This window comes from Lactobacillus sp. ESL0681, assembly GCF_029392835.1.
Lineage (GTDB): Bacteria > Bacillota > Bacilli > Lactobacillales > Lactobacillaceae > Lactobacillus.
Map to the genome: position 1 here is coordinate 1,659,634 of NZ_CP113943.1, position 17,904 is coordinate 1,677,537.

At 35.9% G+C, this 17,904-nt stretch carries 15 protein-coding genes; 13 read left to right on the forward strand and 2 right to left on the reverse strand.

Annotated features, from left to right (window positions below; all coding sequences use genetic code 11):
- Positions 1–339: 339 nt before the first annotated feature.
- The 4 genes from OZX59_RS07870 (at position 340) to OZX59_RS07885 (ending at position 4,614) form a co-directional block, all read left to right on the forward strand.
- On the forward strand, positions 340–2,103 hold the full coding sequence (locus tag OZX59_RS07870; protein WP_277125818.1) for an oligopeptide ABC transporter substrate-binding protein: 1,764 nt from the start codon (positions 340–342) through the stop codon (positions 2,101–2,103).
- Between the two features lie 110 nt (positions 2,104–2,213).
- On the forward strand, positions 2,214–2,795 hold the full coding sequence (locus OZX59_RS07875) for a TetR/AcrR family transcriptional regulator (protein ID WP_277125819.1): 582 nt from the start codon (positions 2,214–2,216) through the stop codon (positions 2,793–2,795).
- 79 nt (positions 2,796–2,874) lie between these two features.
- A complete protein-coding gene (locus OZX59_RS07880; RefSeq protein ID WP_277125820.1) occupies positions 2,875–3,450 on the forward strand; it encodes a flavodoxin in 576 nt (191 codons plus the stop codon).
- Positions 3,451–4,614, forward strand: a complete 1,164-nt coding sequence (locus OZX59_RS07885) for an MFS transporter (RefSeq protein ID WP_277125821.1) — start codon at positions 3,451–3,453, stop codon at positions 4,612–4,614. It abuts the gene before it with no gap.
- 15 nt (positions 4,615–4,629) lie between these two features.
- On the opposite strand, the gene OZX59_RS07890 is transcribed toward OZX59_RS07885, so the two are convergent.
- A complete protein-coding gene (locus OZX59_RS07890) occupies positions 4,630–5,211 on the reverse strand; it encodes a TetR/AcrR family transcriptional regulator (RefSeq protein ID WP_277125822.1) in 582 nt (193 codons plus the stop codon).
- Between the two features lie 106 nt (positions 5,212–5,317).
- On the opposite strand from OZX59_RS07890, the gene OZX59_RS07895 reads away from it, so the two are divergent.
- The 4 genes from OZX59_RS07895 to OZX59_RS07910 all read left to right on the forward strand — a co-directional run bounded on the left by OZX59_RS07895 (position 5,318) and on the right by OZX59_RS07910 (position 10,737).
- Entirely contained in the window at positions 5,318–6,571 is a 1,254-nt protein-coding gene (locus OZX59_RS07895) for an ABC transporter permease (protein WP_277125823.1), read from the forward strand.
- A gap of 208 nt (positions 6,572–6,779) precedes the next feature.
- Complete coding sequence (locus OZX59_RS07900; RefSeq protein WP_277125824.1) at positions 6,780–8,171, forward strand: ATP-binding protein; 1,392 nt, start codon at positions 6,780–6,782, stop codon at positions 8,169–8,171.
- 102 nt (positions 8,172–8,273) lie between these two features.
- Positions 8,274–8,759 carry a GNAT family N-acetyltransferase gene (locus OZX59_RS07905; protein WP_277125826.1) on the forward strand — a complete coding sequence of 162 codons (486 nt, stop codon included), beginning with the start codon at positions 8,274–8,276 and terminating at the stop codon, positions 8,757–8,759.
- Between the two features lie 118 nt (positions 8,760–8,877).
- Entirely contained in the window at positions 8,878–10,737 is a 1,860-nt protein-coding gene (locus OZX59_RS07910) for a cation:proton antiporter family protein (protein WP_277125827.1), read from the forward strand.
- 1 nt (position 10,738) lies between these two features.
- On the opposite strand, the gene OZX59_RS07915 is transcribed toward OZX59_RS07910, so the two are convergent.
- On the reverse strand, positions 10,739–11,317 hold the full coding sequence (locus OZX59_RS07915) for a TetR/AcrR family transcriptional regulator (RefSeq protein ID WP_277125828.1): 579 nt from the start codon (positions 11,315–11,317) through the stop codon (positions 10,739–10,741).
- Between the two features lie 103 nt (positions 11,318–11,420).
- Here OZX59_RS07915 and OZX59_RS07920 point away from each other — a divergent pair, with 103 nt between their 5' ends.
- The 5 genes from OZX59_RS07920 to OZX59_RS07940 all read left to right on the forward strand — a co-directional run bounded on the left by OZX59_RS07920 (position 11,421) and on the right by OZX59_RS07940 (position 17,881).
- Complete coding sequence (locus OZX59_RS07920; protein ID WP_277125829.1) at positions 11,421–12,215, forward strand: hypothetical protein; 795 nt, start codon at positions 11,421–11,423, stop codon at positions 12,213–12,215.
- A 153-nt stretch (positions 12,216–12,368) separates the two neighbouring features.
- Entirely contained in the window at positions 12,369–13,847 is a 1,479-nt protein-coding gene (locus OZX59_RS07925) for a nicotinate phosphoribosyltransferase (RefSeq protein WP_277125830.1), read from the forward strand.
- A 243-nt stretch (positions 13,848–14,090) separates the two neighbouring features.
- The gene (locus tag OZX59_RS07930) at positions 14,091–15,860 is read left to right on the forward strand and encodes an oligopeptide ABC transporter substrate-binding protein (protein WP_277125831.1); all 1,770 of its coding nucleotides are present in this window, start codon (positions 14,091–14,093) and stop codon (positions 15,858–15,860) included.
- A 17-nt stretch (positions 15,861–15,877) separates the two neighbouring features.
- On the forward strand, positions 15,878–16,792 hold the full coding sequence (locus tag OZX59_RS07935; protein WP_277125832.1) for a proline-specific peptidase family protein: 915 nt from the start codon (positions 15,878–15,880) through the stop codon (positions 16,790–16,792).
- Positions 16,793–16,879: 87 nt separating this feature from the next.
- Positions 16,880–17,881 carry an NAD(P)-dependent oxidoreductase gene (locus OZX59_RS07940; protein ID WP_277125833.1) on the forward strand — a complete coding sequence of 334 codons (1,002 nt, stop codon included), beginning with the start codon at positions 16,880–16,882 and terminating at the stop codon, positions 17,879–17,881.
- Positions 17,882–17,904 lie beyond the last annotated feature (23 nt).

Sequence of the window (17,904 nt, forward strand, 5' to 3'; positions counted from 1 at the left end):
AGTGGCAATTGATTCTAGTAATATTTTTTAAAATTCCGCTTGACATTTTAAAGTTAGTTTTATAACATTAAAGACAAGTTAATTTTGGGAGGATAATTCTAATGAAAATCAATAATTTTAATAAACAAATAAAGATTAGAATAACCACTGCTCAAGATTTATTAGCCTTGTTGTTGCAACGAAGGACTTGACTTAAGTAATTGCTTTTTAGTAATTTTATAAGTTAAGCCCTTGTTTGCGTTTTAATGATTGGGGCTTAACTAAGAAGGATTTATGCCTCATTCATTAAATTGAATGGGGCTTTTTTATTTTGAAAATTTGGGAATTGAGGAAGAAAAAATGAAATCTAGTATCAAGAAAAGTATTATGTCCACCACTTTATTAGCTTCGGCTGCTCTGACTTTAGTTGCTTGTGGAAAACCTGCTAGCAAAAAAGTCGAAGAAAAGTTTCCATATAAGACTCCAGTAAAAGCCATTAAGCATGGTGGTACACTCAAGGTCGCTGAAGAAACGGATACGCCGTTTACCGGGATTTTTGCTAATGAATTATCCAATACGGCTATTGACCAAAACATTGCTAGTCCTGGTAACGAAAACCTGTTTGATACCGATGACAATTATAAGATTACTGATAAGGGTCCAGCTACCCAAAGGATTGATAAGAAAAATAACACGATTACGATTACTGTTAAAAAGGGTGTTAAGTGGTCAGATGGTAAGCAAGTTGTTGCTAAGGATTTAGAATATCCATACGAAATTCTGGCAAATAAACAAACCAAATCTCAAAATTATTCTAATTTATTTGAAAATATTGAGGGGATGAAAGCATATCACGAAGGCCAAGCTAAGACGATTTCTGGGATCGAAATGCCAGACGGCGAGAATGGCCGTAAGTTAGTGCTGCATGTTAAGGAATTAAAGCCGGGGATGGAATATTCTGGTAATAATTATATCTGGGAAAAGGCAGAGCCATATCATTACCTTAAAGATGTTCCGTTTACAAAGCTGGAATCATCAGACAAGATTAGAAAGAATCCAATGTATTTTGGTGCTTTTAAGATGAAGAAACTGGTACGTGGTGAATCAATTACTTGGGTACCTAATAAGTACTATTGGCGTGGTAAACCAAAGTTAGATAAGATTGTGGTTTCAGTGCTGGCAACCAATTCAGCCTCACAGGCAATTAAGAGCAAGAGTTTTGATGTTACTCAGGTAATTAATTCGCAATGGGAGCAGGTTAAAAAGACTAAAGGGGTAAACTTTGTAGCCCAAATTCCACTATATTACAATTTTATTGGGTTTAAGGTAGGCAAATGGGATGCTAAAAAGGATCGCAATGTCATGGATCCCAATGCTAAGATGAATAATAAGGCACTGCGACAGGCAATTGGCTATGCAATGAATGTTGATAAAGTTTACGATCGCTATACACATGGCTTAAGTTTTCGGGTACCGACTTTGATTCCTAAGGAATATGGTGATTACTTTAATAAGGATGCCAAGCATTATTCTTATAACTTAAAGAAGGCTAATGATTTATTAGATAAGGCAGGCTATAAGAAGAAAGGCAAGTGGCGGGTTCAGCCTAATGGTAAGCCATTAACAATTCGTTATATGGCGCGGGTGACTGATGATAGTGCGCAAAGCACTATTCAGCAAAACTACCTGCAACAATGGCACAAGATTGGTCTAAATGTTAAGTTAATTGGCAATCGCCTGACTGAATTTAATACGTACGTTAATAATCTTGAAGGAGATAGCCATGACTTTGATATGTGTCAGATTGGTTGGCATTTAGATAGCGAACCATCGCCAAGCAGTCTATATTCTGAAGATTCACCGAAGAATTATACGCGATTTGTAACCAAGAAAAACAACCAGCTGCTTAAGCAAATGGACTCCAAGAAGGCTTTTGACCATAAATATCGTGTTGACAAGTTCCATGAGTGGCAAGAATATATGAATGAAGAGGCTTACGCGATTCCAGAATCGGGTTCATACACGGTTTATGCGGTTAATAATAAGGTTTCGGGATATACGCTGAAGCCGTCCGAGACGAACAATGGTCGTCAATTATGGTATAAGGTTGGTTTTGTCAAATAATTAATAAAGTCATGGCACGTGATCATGGCTTTTTTGTTACATCAAAAATGACCGACGGTCATTTACTTTTAAACTTGAAAGAGTTATTATCTAAAGCAAAGGAGGATAAAATGGGTAAAAGAGCAGATAATACCAAGCAAACCTACCAAAATTTACTGGCAGCGGCTGAAAGATTGATCGTTAAGGATGGCTATGAAAATGTCTCGGTAGACAAGATTGTTAAAGAAAGTGGCATTGCAAAGGGGACTTTTTATAATTATTTTAAGCGTAAGGAAGATTTGATTTTTGAATTGAGTAAGCAACGGTTTGCTCATGTAAAAACCGTGGTTACTCCGGATAGTGATCCACTTGCTAGCATTACGACGTACTTAGTTGATTTTGTGAAAGTGATTGAAGCAGCTAAAGTTCAGCTGGCACGCCAGTGGGTGCGCTATATTTCGGCTAATGATAATAACAGTAACAAATTGCTGTTTGATATTAAGTCACTAGTTGAGTTACTTGAAGATTTAGTTAGCTTGGGTAAGTTGGCTGAATCAACGCCAATACAGCAACTGGCTCAGTCATTAATTATTCAAATATATGGGGTTGTTTTAAGTTGGTGTATTATGCCAGAGAAGATTAAGCCGGTAGCTTTAGTACAATCTTTTTGTGAGCTAGAATTAGAGGACATCTTTGCAAAATATTTAGTTTAAGTGAAACGCTTCTGAAAAGGGCGCTTAATTTTTGAATTTAAAATGACTGCTGGTCATGTTTTTTGAAGAAGGTAAATTTATGCAATATCAATATGGTCGAGGAGCAATTTCTGATGGTTGTGATACTAATGCGTTAGTAGCGCCAACTAGAAAATTAAGTTCCAATGCGACTACAATAATTATTTATTTTTCAAGGAGTGGTAATACTGAAAGGCAAGCTCAAGTCGCAGCTGAATATTTAGCCGCGGATCTTTATGAACTGGTTGCATGTGAGCCTTATCCAGCTAACTATCGCGCTTCAGTTGATCGGGCGACACGTGAACGTGAGGCTCAGGCGTGGCCAGCTCTTAAGTCAGCTGACATTCCCAACTTGATGCAATATCAGACGGTCTTGTTGGCACATCCTGTTTGGGCGATGACGCTGGCTAATCCAATGCGGAGCTTTCTAGAGCAATTTGGTAAGCAGTTAGCTGGCAAAACAATTGCAGACTTTTCAACTAATGCTGGGTATGGTGCTGGGGAAACGCAAACTGTTATTACCAAGTTAATTCCTCATTTGCGACTATTGCCAAACTATACGATTGAAGATCGAAAAGCAGTTGCCAATCGAATAGAATTTGAGGATTGGCTTAAACAAATTCAGGAGGAAAGTTAGATGAATTCGAAAAAACCTTCATTAATGAAAGTGTCTATTTTGCTAGTATCAATTATTACTGCTTCTGCTCCAGCAATTAATGGAAATATTCCGGTCTTGGCTAAAGCTTTTCCTAATGTCCCATTGACAGCAATTGAGTTTTTAACAACTGTTCCTTCATTATTTTTAATAGTTGGTATTTTGATCAGTAATCCATTAGCTAATAAAATCGGCTTAAAATCAACGGTTATAATTGGGGTATCACTAACAGCTATTGCGGGTTTAGCGCCAGTCGCGGTTAATAATTTTACTGTTTTGTTGTTAACTCGTGCTTTGTTTGGCTTGGGTGTAGGTCTATTTAATTCATTACTAGTAACAATTATTAGTTATTTTTATACTGGCAATGAGCGCAGTACGACCTTAGGATGGCAAAGCACCTTTGAGGGCTTAGGAGGAGTTTTAGTAACTTTTATTGCTGGACAATTAGTTAAGATTAACTGGCACATGTCATTTTTGGCGTATGCAATTACGCTTCCAGCTCTAATTTTATTTACTTTATATGTACCGAGAATTCCGCGAATAACCGAGCCAAAAGTAGTACACTCAACGTCTAAGACTAATTTTGGGACTTTAATACCGTATTTGTTACTAACATTCATCGTTATTTCTCTTTATATGATTATGAGAATTAAGGTATCGTCATTGATTGTTACTGCTGGGTATGGTAGCGCAACTGATGCGAGTTATGTAATTTTGGCTTTGAGTTTAGGTGCAATGCTTGGTGGTGGAATTTTTGGACGGGTTTTTGCCAAGATAAACAATTGGATTGTTCCGTTAGCAATGGCAATCATGGCTTTGGCTATGGGAATGATTGCAGTGGCTCAAACAACTATTCTAACTATTATGGGTGGTTTTTTGACTGGCTTTGGCGTAAGGCTGTTCTTTCCTTGGATTTTAAATGAAGTCAATCGTAGTCAAAGTGGGAATACTTTGACTACCTCAATTATCCTGATTTCTTATAATTTAGCAGGGACTTTGGCACCGTATTCAGCTTTGCTAATTCAAAAGTTAGTAGGGTTCAAAAGTTTAACAGGATTTTTTTATTTCAATTTAGTTTGTTATCTTATCTTAGCTGTCTGCTTAGCAATTGCGTTTGCTAGGCAAAATAAAATCGGTCAACAATAACAATGAATGTCTTTTTTATTGATAATTCTGTAAATCACGATATGAAACTACTTTGATGAAATTAACAATATCCTGGCGAGAGTACTCTTGTGGATGATAACTCCAGAATTCGATACTGCCTAAGATTGCAGAACTCCGATAGTTAATTAATAGCTCGAATTCTTTTTGAGAAAGTGGTCCATTAGGATCTAGCAGGTGCTTTAAGAAACGATGATTAGCGGCTGCTAGCAATTCTTTAAATTTGACATAAAAATGTGAATTATCGACTTTTTTGAATAAAACGTATAGTAAATCAAGATTTTGTTCGACAATTGTCAAAACTTTTTCTAAATAATTTTGGGCTAATTTACGATTACTATCTGTATTTTCTTGGGTGAAAACATGATGATAAATACCTGCAATTTTGCTAATAATGGTGTTTTCACAATCTTCAATCAGTGCTGTTTTATTTTCAAAATAACGATAAAACGTACTGCGATTAATATGGGCAGCTTGAGCAATATCGTTAACTGTGCAAGGCTTTTCCTGTTTAGTAAGCAAAACAAAGGCATCAATAATTGCTTTTTTGGTCGTATTGATTTTAGTTTGATTATTCATATAAATTTCCTATCTTGCAACAATTTTGGGCAAAATGTTGCGTAAATTATATACCAAAAAGCGTAAAATGGCTAACATTGATGTTTTTTAGAAGAGGTAGGATAGTATGTGGAAAGTTGTTAAAAGTAAATTCTTTTGGGTGTGTATGGTAATCATCTGTGCTTTTGTCGGATTATTGTCAATAGCACAAGTTGGCGCACGCAATTCTGCTAAAGTAAAAGAAATGCCTGTGGCAATTGTCAATGAATCACACAGCAAGGTCAGCAAAAAGCTAGTTAAAAGTCTAAAGGACAAGTTTTCTGACTCTGATGCCACTTTAAAGATTATTGATGTCAATAAGGAAAGTAAATTAAAGCAGGGTTTTGCTGATAAAAAATATTATGGTGCCTTAGTTATCGATAAGGATTTTGATGATACTTTGACGACGCAGCAAAATTACCTAAAGGGTCTAATTATGCAGGCTAAGCTAGCTAAGTTGCCAGCGCAGCAAAAAACTAGTCCACAAGTTAAAGCTCAACTTGCTGAAGCGAAGAAGTTAGTAGCTCAAAAACCAGCTCAAGCCAAGATTCGCGTTTTGATTAGTCAAGGCTCTAACATGCAGGCGTCATCGCTTTTGTCAACAGCTTTACCTCAAATTGGTGAGGGTTTGGGTCAAGGTTTAGCTAAGCAAATGCAAGCCACTTTGGACAAAAATAAGGTAACATTGTCTTCTGCGCAATGGCAAACGATTAATCAACCGATTAAAGTTACGACTAAAGTAAAGAATAAAATCCCGGACAAGAGTATTAGTGGAATGGCACCAATGATTTTTGTCATGTTAGCTTGGATTTCATCATTTATGCCGTCAATGTTTTTAAGAAAATCACACCATGAACTGGATGAAGATAGCAAGATTGGTCTAAAGACTGTTAACAATCAGATGGGGAGTGGTATCTTACTTACGGTAATTGCGACCTTAGCAATTTTTGTAATTGTACACCTTATGTTTGGAGTACCAATTAAAAATACTGGGAGCTTCTTGTTAACATTAGCTTTGACAGTTGCAGTTCTTTATCTATTACAAACCTGTCTGCTGAATTGGTTTGGTATGGGTGGTCAGCCAATCTTGATGGTAATATGGTTATTATCAATGGCAGTGGCAACTTATCCTAAAGAAATGTTGAGCCCAATTTTTAGAAATGGGGTTTACAGCTGGACACCAGTTCGCTTTGCGATGGATCTATTTACTAATAATCTGTATATTAGTGGTAGTTCAGCTACTACGCAAACAGATATTATCGTTTTAGTAAGCATTGGTCTAGTAGCACTGTTTGCAGTTTATATGTCGGGATTATTTAAAAAATCGGCAGCTAAAAAATAATTTGAATTGATTAATTAACTCCAAGGAATAGCAGTAGCTATGCTTGGAGTTTTTATTTGGCCATATTGAAACGATAAATAAAATTAAAGATACTAATCTAGATTATAATAATTTAGATTAGTATTTTTTAGCTTAAGATTATTTGTTGTTTAATTATACTAATTTAGATTATAATAATCTAAATTAGTATAACTTACAGGAGTAAAAAATGTTTGTTGGACGTAAAAAAGAATTGGCTGCTTTAGAAGAAATGTATGAGCAGAATAAATTTCAAATGGCTATTGTTTACGGCAGGAGAAGAATTGGCAAGACTGCGTTATTGAACGAGTTTATTAAGGATAAGAATTCCTTATTTTTTCCAGCTGAAGAGGTAAATGACTCACTTAATTTACAAAAATTTTCTCAGATCTTAGGGGAAAAGCTGGATATTCAAAATTTCCCAGCGGTAAGAGATTGGTCAGCATTATTTGCAATAATTGCTGAGAAGTTTTCTCAAGCACATTTAGTTTTAGTAATTGATGAGTATCCTTATGCGGCAACAGCGAATAAGTCATTAAATTCAATATTGCAACATGTTATTGATTATCAGTTTAAGCAGAGTAATATTTTTTTGATTTTGTGTGGGTCATCAATGAGTTTTATGGAAAATCAAGTTTTGGGTAAAAAAAGTCCACTATTTGGTAGGAGAACTGGGCAATTAAAAGTTAATCCACTAGATTATTATGATGCTGCTAAATTCTATCCAACTGCTAGTAATGAGGAAAAAGTTAAATACTATGCGTGTGTAGGCGGAACGCCATATTATCTATCATTGATTAATCCCAAACTGAATTTTCAAAAGAATTTGGAAAATTTATATTTTAAGATGACTGGCTATTTATTTAATGAAGGAACTTTATTAATGAAGCAAGAGTTTCGAGAACCTGCTAATTATAATGCTGTTTTGCAAGCTATTGCTAGTGGTGCCAATACTCTTAATGAAATTGTTGGGTTTACACAGTTGGAAAGCAGTGTAGTTTCAAGATATTTGGTAACCTTACGTGAACTTAATTATGTTGAACGCGTTGTCCCGTTTGGTGCCAATCCACTTAAGAAAAAAACTAGCCAATACCAAATAACTGAAAATTTTTTAGCTTTTTGGTATCGCTATGTTTTTGGTGTGCGTGGTGAAATTGAACAAGGAAATGGCACAATTTATTGCTTGGCAGCAATACAAGACTTGAGTGATTTTATTGGGCCAATTTTTGAAGAGATTACTAGGCAATACTTACGAAGAATGAATGCAGTGAATAAATTACCTTTTATTGGTAAGACTTTTGGTAAATGGTGGGGTAAAGATAAGCAGGGCAATGTCCAAGAAATTGATGTGGTTGTAGAATCATTGGATAGCAAGCAGTTATTAATCGGTGAATGTAAATGGCGCGATCAATTTAAAATTAAGCAGACAGTCCAGCATGTAAATGAACGCGCGGATCTCTTTACCAAGTATACTTGCTACAAATACTTATTTACTAAATTGCCAATTAAGCTGCAAGATGAAGAAGTAGTCAATGTGAGTGTGGAAGATTATTTTGCGCGGGGATTAGAACCAGTAAATTGATAAAGTATTCAACTTAGAATTGCAATTTTTCAAAAAAAGAATATTATTAAATTAATATGATAATTTTAATTTGCGGAGCTAATTTATAAGGAGATGCTAGTCATGAAAAGTAATGTTCAATTTAGAGAAATTCAAAAACAGGATGATGCAGCTATTTGTACAATCATTAAGAAAGCTCTAGAAGAATACCACGATAATTTACCAGGAACTGCATACTATGATCCAGAATTAGCTCATTTGTCGCAGTTTTATTTAGCTAATCCCAAGAGAACCTACTTGGTTGTTACTAATAATGGAACAGTTATTGGTGGCTGCGGCATTGGAGAAACCAGTGTTCAAGGTGTTGCCGAAGTACAAAAGTTGTATTTGAGTGCTGAAACACGCGGCAAAGGCATTGGCAAGAAGCTGCTTCAATTGTGTGAAGAAAGAGCTAAGAACTTGGGATATCATAAACTATATATTGAAACACTTTCTAATATGACCTCTGCTTTAGGGCTGTATCATCATGTAGGCTTTAAGCAACTTGAAAAGCCGTTGATCAATTCACAGCATACAACTTGTGATATTTGGCTAAGTAAAACAATTTAAGACACTAAAAAACACTCGGTTATGATTTAGTGATAAATTAAGTTAACGCTAACTTGGATTTCTATAAGAATAAGTGTTATATTATAGCAGTTAATTTAGAAATTAGAGGAGTAAAACTATGGATTTATCGCTAGTGATTGTTTCGTTGGCAGCCTTTTTGACACCAACTTTATTAGCTCGTTTTAAGGTAACCTTGATTCCTAGTACGGTTGCAGAAATTATTGTTGGGGTTTTATTGGGAAAAAGTTGCTTGAACTTGGTTCATATCAACTCAGTTTTAGATACCTTGTCGACTCTTGGAACAATTATGCTGTTATTTTTAAGCGGAATGGAAATTGATTTTTCTTTATTTAAACATCATCAGCCAACTACCATGTTAGCAGCTAAAAAGGCGAAAACCGCGCCGCAAAAGAGTCCTCTTAAGATAGCAAGTTTGGCTTATGCTTTGACTTTAGTAGTGTCAATCGCTCTGGGCGTGATTTTTGCGGTTACTGGTTTGTTTTCAGATCTATTTTTCTCTTCCATAATTTTTGCGACAGTTTCACTAGGCGTGATGATCAGTATTCTGAAGGAAAATGAACTTTTAGGTCGGCCTTATGGTCAAGGTTTATTATTATTTGGCGTTTTTGGTGAAATTATTCCTTTGTTATGTCTAACTATTTATTCCGCACTAAAGAGTGGTAATGGTGCAACCCTTTGGCTATTGTCGTTAGTCTTTTTGGCAGCAGCTTATTTATTGATGCGTTTTCGTAATTTCTTTAATATTTTTGGCAAATTAACTAAAGAAACCACACAGCTTGATATGCGGTTTGCCTTTTTGATTATCATTATTTTAGTGGTACTGGCGGTCTCTGTTGGTGCAGAGAATATTTTAGGTGCCTTTTTGGCAGGAATAGTGGTTAAGCTACTTGAACCAGAAAAGGTTACTCAAGAAAAGTTGAACGCAATCGGTTATGGCTTTTTAATTCCATTTTTCTTTATTTTGACAGGGGTAAAGTTAGATTTAAGAGAATTACTGAGTTCTAAGTCAACCTTAATTTTAATTCCATTGTTATTATTAGCATTCTTAATAGCTAAGTTACCTGCTTATTTTTACTTCAAGCAGCTGGCAACTAAGCGCAACGCTCTTGCTGGTACTTTTTTAGTAGAAACGACAATGACTTTAGTTATTTCAGGGGTAGCAATTGCGCAAAACATTCATGTGGTGAACAGTCAGCAAGGAGGAGCCTTTATTTTAGCAGCTGTAATTACTTGTTTATTAGGGCCACTGCTGTTCAAAAAGTTATATCAACCAGCTGCTGACAAGGTTGCTAAAACGCAAGTGCACATTATTGGAACTGCGATGGCATCAGTTGAAACTGCTAAACAACTGCCAAGTGACTGGTATGAAGTACAATTGTATACAGCTCGTCAGCAAGTATATGATAGCTTTAAACATACTGCCCCGATCAACCTACTTGATTCTTTGGCTGTAAAAGAATTAATCGAGCAAGGGATTTTTGATACAGATATCTTAGTTATTGCCGATTTAAATGCTAAACAAAATTACCAATTGGCAATTGCGGCTAAGAAATACGGCGTTGAACGTGTCATAGTGCGGCTTAGTGATCCCGATCCTGATGAGACCGGTGAGATGGAACAAAAATTAGCTACACTTGATATTGAATATTTCAATACTTTTAACACCAGTGTTAGTGTCTTTAAGGCCGCGATTATTGCTCCGGAAATTCTTGATTTGATTACCTCAACTAATTCTGATTTATTTGAAATTAAAGTGACTAATGCTGCATATGATGAGACGTTGATTACAGATTTACCAGAAGCAGACGATATTGTTATTAGCCGGATTATACGGCAAGGTAAACTTGTATTGCCACAAGATGATGTACGATTGGAAACTGACGATCGCTTAATCTTAACTGGTCCTAGAAAGGCTGTTTCGCGTCTGCGCCAGAGACTTGATAATCAAAATGAATAATTTAAATTGTGGTAATAACCCGAGTTAGTAAACCGTTAAAGGTTTGCAAAGTTTGCTTTTGTTTGGTAAGTGATGGTAACACAGCTTGATCTTTAAAATAATCCACATAGCTTAAGATAACGTTAGTTAGCAGATGCGATGCAATTGCTAAATCATTACTATTACCAATATATTTAAGCTGTTGGTTGCTGATATAGCTAGTAATTTCATATTCAACTAATTCAAAGAGGGATTGAGTAAAACTCCGTTGTCCAACTTTTATTTGGCTGAGTTTACGACTCTTTTGGAGGCTTGTTAAAACTTGTTGTTGCAAACCAGAGATATCCAATTGTTCATTAAATTGCATTTTTTCAACTCTTTTGGCTAATAAACTTTTAAAATTGGCTAATTCTGCAGCCTGCATTTTTTCGACTAAATCATATTTATCTTGATAGTGGTGATAAAAAGTACCACGACTGATATTTGCGTTCTTAATAATTTTATCGATGGTAATTTGTTCAAATTGGTTTTTATTTAATAATTGTAAAAAGCTATACTGGATTTTTTGTTCAGCCTTAGTGTAGCGTGGATCGCGTGACATGGTAATTCCTCCGTATTTACTTATTAGACATTTTGTACGAGTTTGCTTATTTCATTTTACTATGGTTAGCAAGTATAATGAAAGCAATTTAGGAGGTATTAAAATGAGTAATTTTAAAATCCAAACTTTTATTAATGATGAAGAGGTTAAGCCAGCAGTTTTAGAGCGGTTAAAATATGAGCGTTCACTGCATGTATTGCACGAATTAATGGACTTAGGAGTCAAAATTAAAGATAATTCTGGTAACGATCTAGATAAAGTTTCTGTTAATTGGCTGGAACCAGAAGTAGCAATTGCTACTGCGGTTAAGGCACATAGTGAATTGGGGTCACAAGGAACACTTGATCTGTATCATGATATTCTGTTAGATTCTGATAAACATTGGCATGAATATAATGAGGTACCAATTGAAGAGCAAGGTTGTCAAACGGCTACAACTCACTTGGTAGTTAGTGGGGTTGATATCCAAAGTTTTGGTCAAGGAATTAATAACGTTACTGGTGGTGATCTAGCTTTTAAAATTAATCCTGAGCATTATTATGTTAATGGTGAGTTATCCACTGGCAAGCAAGAGATTATGGAAACTTTTGGGATGTTTGGTGAGCCAACTTTGACATATGGTAAGCCTGCCAAAGAAATTCCAGATTATTATCCAGTTAAGCGTCTGGAAGATCACCCAATGTGTATGGCAGGTGAGACTTACCTAGTACACGATGATTTTAATTTGCACGTGGGTGCGGTGCATCAAATTAAGCCGCTACCAGATGGTATTGACATTGTTTCAACATTTGTTTGTCCAAATAATGCACCAAAAGCAATTGCACAGGGACACACAGTGCATTTTGCTTTGGAACTTGGCGGAATGTTAACTTTATTGCATGATTCCCAAGCTAAATAATTATTTTTTCTACAGAAAGTTTATGCTTAATCAAGTGTAAACTTTTTTGTTTTGCTTAAAAACCGAATAATTAACTATTTTAGGTTCTTAATTGAGCTATATGAGCTGTAATAGTATAATTAAGGACTAAAATGTTTGTAATAGGAGAAAATAATGTTTTATCAAGAATTGGATCAAGACGATTCGTTAGCCTTACATACTGATTTGTATGAAATAAATATGATGTACACATACTTTAAGAAGGGAATTGCTGATCGGCATGCAGTTTTTGAAGCATATTACCGCGAAGAGCCATTTGGCAACGGCTTCTCTATTTTTGCTGGTTTAGAGCACATAATTTTATATCTTAAGCAGCTACATTTTAGTGAAAGTGATTTGCGTTATCTTGAAGAAGAGGTCGGCTATGATGCTGATTTTATCGATTATTTGCGTAATTTCAAGTTGCAACTAACGGTGCGGTCAATGCGTGAGGGTGAGATTGTCTTTGCTAATGAACCGTTAGTACAAGTCGAAGGTCCACTAGCCCAATGCCAATTAGTTGAAACAGCAATTTTGAATATAATTAATTATCAAACCCTAGTGGCAACGAAAGCGGCGCGAGTCAAATTAGCCGTGCAAGGTGATGGTGTCATGGAATTTGGCAGTCGCCGTGCACAAGAAACGGACGCAGCCCTTTGGGGTACACGAGCAGCTTATATTAGTGGCTTTGATTCAACCAGTAATGTGCGTGCTGGCAAATTATTTGGGATTCCAGTATCTGGAACGCACGCTCATTCTTTGGTTGAAGCATTTGGTAGTGAATATGAAGCTTTCAAGGCTTATGCTCAAACCCATCATGATTGCGTCTTTTTGGTTGATACTTACGATACAGTTCGCAGCGGTGTGCCGAATGCTATTAAAGTAGCACGTGAAATGGGTGACCAGATTAATTTTCAAGGAGTCAGAATTGACTCTGGAGATATGGCCTATATTTCTAAACAAGTACGTAAACAACTTGATGCAGCGGGATTTACTGGTGCTAAGATCTATGCTTCCAATGACTTAGATGAAACTACGATTACCAGCTTGAAAATGCAAGGAGCTAAAATTGATGTTTGGGGCATCGGTACCAAGTTGATTACAGCTTATGATCAGCCAGCTCTTGGAGCGGTCTATAAATTAGTAGCGATTGCTGATGAGCACGGTCAACTGCAAGATACCTTAAAAATTTCTTCTAATGCTAGCAAGGTTTCGACGCCAGGCAAAAAGCAGGTATGGCGGATTAATGCTAATACTGCCAAGAAGAATGAGGGGGATTGGATCGCTCGCTTTGATGAAGATCCAAGACAAATGAAAGCATTATTTATGTTTCATCCTCAATACACTTATATTAATAAGACTGTAACGGATTTCACTGCAGAACCATTGTTGAAAGATATTTTTCAAGCAGGTAAGCTAGTATATAAGCAACCCAAATTGCAAGCAATCAGGCAGTTTTGTGCAGATAATTTGGATGGTCTCTGGGATGAATATAAACGCAGTTTAAATCCAGAAGCATACCCAGTTGATCTGTCGCAAAAACTATATGATAGCAAAGTTGCATTAATTAAAAAGCTTCGTCAGCAAATAGCGGATAATAACCGAAAAAATTAGGATACTAGATAAAATGAAAAGAGCCTTGGGGCTCTTTTTTGTAACTAGTCATAATTATTAAAATTAATTGAATTTTCATAACTTTTCGCTGTAATTTAATCTGATTGTACTTTGTAATGGCTATAATTGAGAAACTTTTTTAATTTCTATCTAAAATATTAAAAATATATATTTTTAATAGTGAAAACATGAAATAAATATGATATATTTAGATAATATTTAATTTAGAAATGGAGAAAATTAATGAAAAAGATGAGAAGGAGTATTTCTCTAGGGATATTGGGTTTGTCCGCAATCGTGCTAACTGCTTGTGGCAAAAGCGATAACGCTAACAAGGATGAAACGAAAACTGCTGCTAAATTTCCAACTCAAACGCCAAAAAAGGCGGCTAAACAAGGTGGAACCGTCAAAATTGGTCTAGGTACGGATACTCCATTTGCTGGGATTTTTTCACAAGAATTGTCATCTGATGACATTGACTCTCAGGTAGCTGCACCAGGAATGGAATCTTTATTTGATACAGATGATCAATATCAAATAAATGATAAAGGTCCTGCGACCATGAAGCTGGACTCTAAACGTAAAACAATTACGATTACAGTTAAAAAGGGAGTTAAATGGTCTGATGGCCAGCAGGTGAACGCTAAGGATGTGGAATTCGCTTATGAGATTTTAGCTAACAAGGCAACTAATTGTCCTAGATATGGTAGTCAGTTTGAAATTATTAACGGTCTTAAAGATTACCATGAAGGTAAAGCTAAAACAATTTCTGGAATTGAAATGCCTGATGGTGAACGTGGTCGTAAGGTAGTAATTCACTGCAAGGAACTTAATCCTAGCATGACTAACAATGGTAACCGGTATTTTTGGAATATGGCAGAACCATATCACTATTTAAAAGACGTGCCATTTAAAGAACTAAAGTCTTCAGATAAGATTAGGAAAAAGCCGCTATTTTATGGTGCTTTTAAAGTCTCTAAAGTTGTACGTGGTCAATCAGTAACCTGGGTACCGAATGAGTATTATTGGCGTGGTAAACCAAAATTAGACAAAATTGTAATTTCAGTAGTTTCGCCAAATTCAACCTCACAGGCAATTAAGAGTCACAAATTTGATGTTATGAAGGTTGTAAATACGCAATGGAATCAAGTTAAGGATACTAAGAAGGTTAACTTTGTCGCACAAATTCCTCTAAATTATCATTACTTGGCCTTTAAGGTCGGCAAGTGGGATAAAAAGCAAGGTAAGAATGTCGAAAATCCGCAAGCCAAGATGAATAATAAGTCTTTAAGGCAAGCGATTGGTTATGGCATGAATGTTGATGCAGTTAATAAGCGTTACACTAAAGGGTTGACCTTTAGAGTACCAACATTAATACCAGAACAGTTTGGTGATTACTTTGATAAAAAGGCTAAAGGCTACAACCATAATCTTAAAAAAGCTAATCAGTTATTGGATAAAGCTGGTTATAAGAAGAAGGGCAAATGGCGGGTTCAGCCTAATGGTAAGTCGTTAACAATTAATTTGGCCGCAATGAGTGGAGATTCGACTCAAGAGCCAATTATTGAAAATTATTTGCAACAATGGCACAAGTTGGGTTTAAACGTCAAGTTGACTGATGGTCGGCTAATCGAACATAATTCGTTTTATGATAAAGTTCAAAACGATGATCCGGCAGTAGATATGTTTATCGGTGGGTGGTCGATGCCGTCTGAGCCATCACCACAGACTTACTATGGCGAAGAAGCGCCGTTTAACATGTCACGCTTTGTTAGTGATAAGAATAATCAATTATTAGATGAAATAAATTCGCAAAAAGCATTTGATCATAAATATCGGGTTAAAAAATTCCATGAATGGCAAGAATATATGAATGACCAGGCCTATGTAATACCGATTGATAATTCTTATCAGATTATGGCTTTGAATGATAAATTAACAGGTTATTCTGTTAAGCCATCAAAGTCTAATAATTACCAGCCGTTATGGTATCAAGTTGGTTATGCAAAATAATTTATAAGGAGTTAAAGATGAAAACAGGTTCAAAAATTATTACTTTAGATAACGGCTATCACTTGTGGACAAGTACGCAAGGACAGGGCAATATTCACTTGCTAGCACTGCACGGTGGTCCTGGTGGCAATCATGAATATTGGGAGGATGCAGCTGATCAACTAGCTAAACAGGGACTAAATGTACAAGTAACCATGTATGATCAATTAGGGTCGCTATATTCCGATCAACCAGATTATTCCGATCCAAAGATTGCTGAAAAGTATTTGACTTATGAATATTTTCTTGATGAAGTTGATGAGGTGCGGGAAAAATTAGGACTGGAAAACTTTTATTTAATTGGTCAAAGTTGGGGCGGACTATTAGTCCAAGAATATGCGGTTAAATATGGTAAACACCTTAAGGGAGCAATTATTTCTTCAATGGTCGATGAAATTGATGATTATATTGATGCAATTAATCGACGTCGTCAAGAGGTTTTGCCACAAACAGAGATTGATTTTATGCGCGAATGTGAAGCAAACGACGATTATGAAAATGAGCGCTATCAAGAAGATGTCCAGATTTTGAATATTAATTTTTTAGATCGTAGACAGCCATGTAAGCTATATCATATTAAGCGCATAGGTGGGTTACCAGTCTATCATGCTTTTCAAGGTGATAATGAATTTGTAGTTACTGGTAAATTAAAAGACTGGCACTTTAGAAAATATCTCAAGCAGATTACTATGCCGACCTTACTAACTTTTGGTGAGAATGAAACCATGCCGCTTGATACGGCGAAAATTATGCAGCGAGAAATTCCTAATTCTCGCTTAGTTACCACGCCTAATGGTGGTCATCACCATATGGTTGATAATCCAGAAGTATATTATAAGCATTTGGCTGACTTTATTAGAGAAGTTGAAGCTAACAAGTTTCAGGGAGAATAAAAGATAAAGTGGGATTTTCGCAAAAGTTGACCAGAGTACCAAAACTGCTGATGAATAACATTGGGATTGATTAACTAGGAGTATATCATGTTTAAGATAGCGGTTTATGGCGTTAGGGAAAATGAAGTACCATATTTTAAAAAGCTGAATAAATATCATTATGATTTACAACTAGAGCCTGAGTTATTAACTCATGATAATATCAGCACAGCTAAAGGCAATGATGCAGTGTTATTGCGCGCAAATTGCCAAGCTGATGCAGTCAATTTAGCAAAAATGCATGATTGGGGTATCAAGTACGTTTTTACCAGAACTGTTGGTTATAATCACATCGATTTACAAGCAGCCGCAAAGTATCAGCAAAAGGTGGCTCGGGTTCCGGCTTACTCACCATATGCAGTAGCTGAGTTAGCTTTAACTTTAGGATTAATGCTCTACCGAAATGTGGTTACAGCAGTTGATAATACTCGTCAAGGCGATTTTAGAGTTTTGTCAGAATTATTTGCTAATGAGTTTCATACTTGTACAGTTGGCATTATTGGAACGGGTAAGATAGGTGCAACAGAAGCTAAGTTATACCATGGTATGGGGGTAAAAGTGCTAGGTTACGACCCATATCCCAGTAGTTCTGCGGCTAAATATGTTAATTTTGTGAGTCAAGATGAATTGCTCGCTAATTCCGACATTGTTTCAGTTCATGTGCCTTATTTTCCTGGTCAAAATGATCACTTGGTTGATCAAGCTTTAATTAGTAAAATGAAACAGGGAGCAGTTCTGATTAATACTGCCAGGGCGGAACTAGTTGACTATTCGGCAGTAATTGCAGCGATAAAGTCTGATAAATTAAGTGGTTTTGGGTCTGACGTTCTACCAAACGAATCTAGAATTATTGGACATAAATTTAATGGCAAACTTTCCGATAGCATTGTTCAAGAATTGCGTGAATTATATCCGAAAGTCTTACTTACACCACATATTGGTTCATACACTAGTCCTGCATTGTCCGATATGATTAGTGTTAGTTATGAGAATTTTCATCAAGCACTAACTACTGGTCATACGGATAATGATGTTAAGTTAGATAAATAGATAAGTAAAATCAGGTCTCAACT

Excerpts from the sequence above, each read along its gene's own strand:
- OZX59_RS07910 (WP_277125827.1), top strand. The coding sequence starts at position 8,878 with ATGGATTTATCGCTAGTGATTGTTTCGTTGGCAGCCTTTTTGACACCA.
- OZX59_RS07880 (WP_277125820.1), top strand. The coding sequence starts at position 2,875 with ATGCAATATCAATATGGTCGAGGAGCAATTTCTGATGGTTGTGATACT.
- OZX59_RS07875 (WP_277125819.1), top strand. The coding sequence starts at position 2,214 with ATGGGTAAAAGAGCAGATAATACCAAGCAAACCTACCAAAATTTACTG.
- OZX59_RS07915 (WP_277125828.1), bottom strand. The coding sequence starts at position 11,317 with ATGTCACGCGATCCACGCTACACTAAGGCTGAACAAAAAATCCAGTAT.
- OZX59_RS07895 (WP_277125823.1), top strand. The coding sequence starts at position 5,318 with ATGTGGAAAGTTGTTAAAAGTAAATTCTTTTGGGTGTGTATGGTAATC.
- OZX59_RS07900 (WP_277125824.1), top strand. The coding sequence starts at position 6,780 with ATGTTTGTTGGACGTAAAAAAGAATTGGCTGCTTTAGAAGAAATGTAT.
- OZX59_RS07870 (WP_277125818.1), top strand. The coding sequence starts at position 340 with ATGAAATCTAGTATCAAGAAAAGTATTATGTCCACCACTTTATTAGCT.
- OZX59_RS07935 (WP_277125832.1), top strand. The coding sequence starts at position 15,878 with ATGAAAACAGGTTCAAAAATTATTACTTTAGATAACGGCTATCACTTG.
- OZX59_RS07905 (WP_277125826.1), top strand. The coding sequence starts at position 8,274 with ATGAAAAGTAATGTTCAATTTAGAGAAATTCAAAAACAGGATGATGCA.
- OZX59_RS07885 (WP_277125821.1), top strand. The coding sequence starts at position 3,451 with ATGAATTCGAAAAAACCTTCATTAATGAAAGTGTCTATTTTGCTAGTA.
- OZX59_RS07930 (WP_277125831.1), top strand. The coding sequence starts at position 14,091 with ATGAAAAAGATGAGAAGGAGTATTTCTCTAGGGATATTGGGTTTGTCC.
- OZX59_RS07925 (WP_277125830.1), top strand. The coding sequence starts at position 12,369 with ATGTTTTATCAAGAATTGGATCAAGACGATTCGTTAGCCTTACATACT.
- OZX59_RS07940 (WP_277125833.1), top strand. The coding sequence starts at position 16,880 with ATGTTTAAGATAGCGGTTTATGGCGTTAGGGAAAATGAAGTACCATAT.
- OZX59_RS07920 (WP_277125829.1), top strand. The coding sequence starts at position 11,421 with ATGAGTAATTTTAAAATCCAAACTTTTATTAATGATGAAGAGGTTAAG.
- OZX59_RS07890 (WP_277125822.1), bottom strand. The coding sequence starts at position 5,211 with ATGAATAATCAAACTAAAATCAATACGACCAAAAAAGCAATTATTGAT.